Annotated in this window: 8 protein-coding genes; 3 read left to right on the forward strand and 5 right to left on the reverse strand. The window is 34.5% G+C overall.

Features of this window, described 5'->3' with window-relative positions:
• The 5 genes from ACJMLZ_RS03540 to ACJMLZ_RS03560 all read right to left on the reverse strand — a co-directional run.
• Positions 1 to 507: RICIN domain-containing protein (locus ACJMLZ_RS03540; RefSeq protein ID WP_405303983.1), on the reverse strand; the 507-nt coding region annotated here is incomplete at its 3' end.
• Between the two features lie 139 nt (positions 508 to 646).
• Positions 647 to 1,192, reverse strand: a complete 546-nt coding sequence (locus tag ACJMLZ_RS03545; protein ID WP_405303984.1) for an acyltransferase — start codon at positions 1,190 to 1,192, stop codon at positions 647 to 649.
• A 57-nt stretch (positions 1,193 to 1,249) separates the two neighbouring features.
• On the reverse strand, positions 1,250 to 1,846 hold the full coding sequence (locus ACJMLZ_RS03550; RefSeq protein ID WP_405303985.1) for an NAD(P)H-binding protein: 597 nt from the start codon (positions 1,844 to 1,846) through the stop codon (positions 1,250 to 1,252).
• 20 nt (positions 1,847 to 1,866) lie between these two features.
• Positions 1,867 to 2,055 carry a 4-oxalocrotonate tautomerase family protein gene (locus ACJMLZ_RS03555; protein ID WP_405303986.1) on the reverse strand — a complete coding sequence of 63 codons (189 nt, stop codon included), beginning with the start codon at positions 2,053 to 2,055 and terminating at the stop codon, positions 1,867 to 1,869.
• Positions 2,056 to 2,078: 23 nt separating this feature from the next.
• Positions 2,079 to 2,558 carry a MarR family winged helix-turn-helix transcriptional regulator gene (locus ACJMLZ_RS03560; RefSeq protein WP_405303987.1) on the reverse strand — a complete coding sequence of 160 codons (480 nt, stop codon included), beginning with the start codon at positions 2,556 to 2,558 and terminating at the stop codon, positions 2,079 to 2,081.
• 101 nt (positions 2,559 to 2,659) lie between these two features.
• On the opposite strand from ACJMLZ_RS03560, the gene ACJMLZ_RS03565 reads away from it, so the two are divergent.
• Genes ACJMLZ_RS03565 through ACJMLZ_RS03575 form a run of 3 tightly spaced genes read left to right on the forward strand, consistent with a single transcriptional unit; the run spans position 2,660 to position 4,958 of the window.
• Positions 2,660 to 3,634: an aldo/keto reductase gene (locus ACJMLZ_RS03565; protein ID WP_405303988.1), complete on the forward strand. Its 975-nt coding sequence runs from the start codon at positions 2,660 to 2,662 to the stop codon at positions 3,632 to 3,634.
• 24 nt (positions 3,635 to 3,658) lie between these two features.
• Entirely contained in the window at positions 3,659 to 4,516 is an 858-nt protein-coding gene (locus tag ACJMLZ_RS03570) for an aldo/keto reductase (protein WP_405303989.1), read from the forward strand.
• Positions 4,517 to 4,562: 46 nt separating this feature from the next.
• Positions 4,563 to 4,958, forward strand: coding sequence for a nuclear transport factor 2 family protein (locus ACJMLZ_RS03575; RefSeq protein WP_405298049.1), 396 nt, complete (start codon positions 4,563 to 4,565; stop codon positions 4,956 to 4,958).
• The last annotated feature ends 57 nt before the right edge of the window (positions 4,959 to 5,015 follow it).

Here is a 5,015-nt window from a genome sequence, read left to right on the forward strand (position 1 = left end):
TTCGATGAGTTTCCATTTCTGATTATCCTCATTTGTCAATTCATTTAAGATGATATTTGCATTTTCGTCACTGTTTTGCGCAGTCAGATACAAATCATAATCTCTTAGTTTTATCAGGTAGTTTTCATCTGATGCTATAAATTGCCAGTACTGATTTGTATTGGACTGCAATGTTTTTTGATGCATTGAAACATCTGTTTGAGGACTTGAAACGGGTTCGAAAGTCTTTTCTGAATATAGATTTTTCAATAGGAATATATCTCTTTCAATATTTATCATCTGCCAGGTCATGCACTCCCAGTTATGGTGAGTGAAAAGAATCACCTTTTCATCTTCTTTAAAGCTGGCATTGTATGGTCTGATGCATTTTCCTGTTGCATTATTCCGTATTGCATATGTGTTCATTTTATCCTTTTTCAGTTTAACGGCTTTGATTAATCTTGGACCAAAAACTATCAGGATAACTACGTCAATTACCAAAAGAATGAAAAATAAATAAATGTACATAATCATCACCAAAAATATTAGTTACATTTCCGTAACATTAGTGTTACATATATAAAACACATAATATAAATTTATTGAGAAAAAATTCAATTGGAAACATAACATATTGACGAATAAAGTTTTAATATTAACTAATGGTTTAATCGTCGAATTTATCCTTATCCAATGTTTTAACTACTTTTGCTGGAACTCCAACAGCCACTTCATAGTCACCAACATCTTTTGTAACAATCGCTCCAGCTCCGACAATTGCATATTTTCCAACTGTCACGCCAGGAAGAATGCTAGCGCCGGCTCCAATCCATGCTCCCTTTTTAATGTGAATCGGTTTGCATGTTAAGACCTGTCTATCATATTCATCATGGTTATTTGAAAGCAGCTGAACGTTTGCGGCAAACATCACATCATCTTCAATGGTTATTCCTCCACGGGCCATCAGAAGTGAATTGGAATTAATGAAAACATTGTCTCCGATTTTAATATGGTCAAATGCGGCACCTGCAATAGGTGGCATTATACGGGAATTTTCACCTAGATTGTCACCAAATAGTTCCTTTAAAAGATTATTATACTCATCAGTATTTTGCATCGTATGGTTAAGTTTAAAGACTGTTTCGGCCATTCTACCTGCTTCTGCCATCTCTTCAGGCGTAATTTCTCTCATATCGACTCTTTCAAAATCCATTTTAATCATCTCTAAAATTAATTAAGAACATATCTATTTCATGAGCATTAATAAATTTTAGGTCATGTCACGTGTAATGCTGATGCTTTCACGGAAATACAGTTCAGGATTTTCAATAATCTCTAAAGCTATTTTTAAAACAGACTGAAATGTTGTGTAATAACCTTTTGGAGTTTCACCCTTATGGGTTATGACATAATCATCTTCATCTCCGTCCCTTAAAAAGCCCGGTCTGAAAATGGTATAGTCCAATTCACTATCCTCAAGGATTTTTACCGCTTTTGTGTTTGGAATTTGAGGAGGTTCATTGTCCACATTGTATTCGGAACCGTTGCCCTCTGCAAGTTCATTATAGATTCCCACAGCACCCATCAAAATCAGTCTTTTCGGATTGATTTCAACAAGGTTTTCGGCAATTGAAGGCAAGTCTGATCCTGAAATTGCACAGTAAACTATATCCTGATTTTCTAAGGCTTCTTTTAAGTCTTCTAAATTACTTGCATCTATGTTTTTTGCTGTAATTTGTTCATTTTCATCAAAAACATCACCTGCTGATTTTGAAATTAATGTTAATTTGTAATCTTCATTTTCAAGCAGTTTTGATGTTAATCTTTTTCCAAATTTTCCTGTTGCACCTAATATTGCGATGTTCATTTTTTCACCTTTTTTAGGGGTTATAATTTATCAACCAATAATTTGCCTCCCGATCCTATATTTTCAACAGGGATTGGGTCTATTATAATAGTAATTGCTTCAATAGGTAAATCATATGCATCTGCCACTATTTTACAAACTTCTTCAGTCATTTTTCTTTTGTTTTCCAAACTTATGTTAGGATTTGCGGTAATTCTAACTACTGGCATGTTTTTCACTTCATTTTTTCAATTCAGTTTAAAAACTTAAACAACAAATTTTTCAATGAATCCATTTCATCGGGACTCATCTTGTATGCGTGCTGTGTTTCCCACTCATTAATGTGATTTAATATTTCATCTGTTTTTTCAGTTCCTTTATCTGTTAACTCAACTATTTTCCTTCTTCTGCTTTGAGGGTCTTCTTTTCTTTTAATAAAACCTTTATCTTCAAATTTTCTTAAAATCTTTGATGCATAACCGTCACTTACCTTAAATAGCCTTACAAGATCTTTTTGTGTACTTTTATCAACAAAGCGTATTCTTAAAAGGAAAGGCAGTTCTGTCAGGGTTATGTCCTCGTCAAAGAAATTTTCATTTGAATAATCTGTAAAATCGCTGATTAATTCTTCCACATAGTGATAAATAAGGATATTTTGGATATTTTCATTTTTGAACTGATTCGGCAATGTCATGGTTAATAATTTATCTTTATCAATATAAATACTTTTCATTATAAAACTGTTTCCAAAGGAAAAGGTTTATATATTATTTTTACAATAATTTAAATTGAGACTGATAACTTAATCAAAATTCTAAATTAAGGAGTGTTTACATGAATCAAAAAAGATTAGGTAGAACGGATTTATATGTCAATCCTGTTGGTTTGGGATGCATGGGTCTGTCACATGCTTATGGTGATGCCGTATCCCATGATGAAGCCATTGAATTTCTTAAAAAATCACTTAAAACCGGTTATAACTTCTTTGATACTGCAGAAGTCTATGTTGGAAAAACTTCTGACGGAAAAATAAGCAACAATGAGGAACTGTTGGGTTTGGCTATTGAATCCTTCAGGGGTGACATTGTAATAGCAAGCAAATTCGGAATAGGTATTGGCGAAAATTCACTGGTGCCTGACTCATCACCTGAGACCATCCGAAAATCAATAAACGCAACACTGAAGCGCTTAAACATTGACTGTCTGGATTTGTATTATCAGCACAGAATCGATCCCAAAGTGGAACCTGAAACAGTCGCAGGTGAAATGCAGAAGCTAATTGATGAAGGTTTAATTAAAGCATGGGGAATATCAGAAGCAAATGAGGAATATTTAAGAAAGGCAAATGATGTGTGTTCAGTAACAGCAATCCAAAACAGATATTCAATGCTTGCAAGATGGCATGAAAATTTGTTCCCTGTTTGTGAAGAGCTGAACATAACATTTGTTGCATTCTCCCCAATGGCAAACGGGTTTTTAACCGGAATGTATAATCAAAATTCCACATTCGATAAGAGTGATTACAGAAATGACATGGCACAGTACACACCTGAAGGCTTTAAATCAGCTCAAAAGTTAACTGATCTGTTAAAAAGCATTGCAGATGATAAAAATGCAACCTCTGCACAGATATCTCTTGCATGGATGATGTGCAAAAAGGATTATATAATCCCGATTCCTGGAACAACTTCTCTAAAGAACATGGAATCAAATTTAAAGGCAGCTAGCGTGAAAATGTCTTCAAATGAAATCAGTGAAATTGATGAACTATTGGATAACCTGGATGTCCCTGTTTTCGGAGGACATTAAATTAAAAAAATCGGAGATGATATTATGAAAACTTTCAAATTAAACGATGGAAATGAAATCCCTGCAATCGGCTATGGAACCTTTTTAATTCCTGCCGACGGAAGTACATACAAAGCAGTGACAAAAGCACTGGAACTTGGCATCAGACATATTGACACAGCTGTTGCATATTTCAATGAACAGGAAGTGGGTCAGGCTGTAAAAGACAGTGACGTGGACCGCGAAGACATATGGATAACCTCTAAAATGTGGCTTCAGGACTTCAAATACGAAGATGCTAAAAAATCAATAGATTTGTCACTTGAAAAACTTCAAACCGATTACATGGACCTGTATTTAATTCACCAGCCTTACGGTCCGGTTGATGAAGCATGGAGAGCTATGCAGGAGGCAAAAGATGATGGTAAAATCAAATCCATAGGTGTAAGTAACATGACACCAAAAATCTGGAATCAGTTTGTTCCTGAATTTGACACAATTCCTTCCGTAAACCAAGTAGAATTCAACCCGTATTTCCAGCAAAAGGAAATCCGTGAAATAATGGCGAAAGACGATGTTAAACTTCAGGCTTGGGGTCCGTTAGGTCAGGGAAACAATGATTTACTTACTAATCCTGTAATCAGTGAAATAGCTGAAAAATACGGTAAAAATGCAGGCCAGGTCATTTTGAGATTTGAAAACCAGGAAGGCACAATCGTATTTCCAAAATCAACAAAAGCCGAACGCATCAAGTCAAACATGGAAATATTTGATTTCAAATTAACAGACAGAGAAATGGATGCTATAAGAGCGCTTGATACCGGAAAAGGCAGACATGATCCTGACGCTGAAGGTGTAGCTGAATTTTTACTTTCAGCATATGATGTTCATGAGAACGATTAAATTCAAAAGAGAAGATAATCACAAAATATGTTTTAGGAGCACTGTAATGTCTGATATATCAATAATACTGGATAAAAAATTAAACACAAGCCAAGAAGAGGTTCTTGAAACATTTAAGGAATTTCTAGAGGCCATGATTGAAAAGGATGATGAAAAACTATATGAAATTATGGATGACAATTATATATTGACCCACATGTCCGGGAAAAGACAGACAAAAGAGGAATACATTACTGAGATAATGGATGGCACATTAAACTATTATAAATCCAAAATAATTCATCCTCGAATATCATTTATTGATGAAACTCATGCCAGACTCATTGCCGATGTGGAACTGGATGCCAAAGTATATGGAATCAAGGGAAATTGGACAATGAACAGTGAGGTTTTTATGAAAAAAATAGATGATAAATGGTTTTTAAATCAATGGGAAAATTAATGTGATACAATGCAAAAAGATGTTTTAATATTAACCGGTGCCGGCCAAATCGGTATG

The sequence above is a fragment of the Methanobrevibacter sp. genome, assembly GCF_045126245.1.
GTDB lineage: Archaea > Methanobacteriota > Methanobacteria > Methanobacteriales > Methanobacteriaceae > Methanocatella.

What these genes read in the sequence shown, in the direction of transcription:
- ACJMLZ_RS03545 (WP_405303984.1), bottom strand. Translation starts at nt 1,192, where the DNA reads ATGGATTTTGAAAGAGTCGATATGAGAGAAATTACGCCTGAAGAGATG.
- ACJMLZ_RS03550 (WP_405303985.1), bottom strand. Translation starts at nt 1,846, where the DNA reads ATGAACATCGCAATATTAGGTGCAACAGGAAAATTTGGAAAAAGATTA.
- ACJMLZ_RS03555 (WP_405303986.1), bottom strand. Translation starts at nt 2,055, where the DNA reads ATGCCAGTAGTTAGAATTACCGCAAATCCTAACATAAGTTTGGAAAAC.
- ACJMLZ_RS03560 (WP_405303987.1), bottom strand. Translation starts at nt 2,558, where the DNA reads ATGAAAAGTATTTATATTGATAAAGATAAATTATTAACCATGACATTG.
- ACJMLZ_RS03565 (WP_405303988.1), top strand. Translation starts at nt 2,660, where the DNA reads ATGAATCAAAAAAGATTAGGTAGAACGGATTTATATGTCAATCCTGTT.
- ACJMLZ_RS03570 (WP_405303989.1), top strand. Translation starts at nt 3,659, where the DNA reads ATGAAAACTTTCAAATTAAACGATGGAAATGAAATCCCTGCAATCGGC.
- ACJMLZ_RS03575 (WP_405298049.1), top strand. Translation starts at nt 4,563, where the DNA reads ATGTCTGATATATCAATAATACTGGATAAAAAATTAAACACAAGCCAA.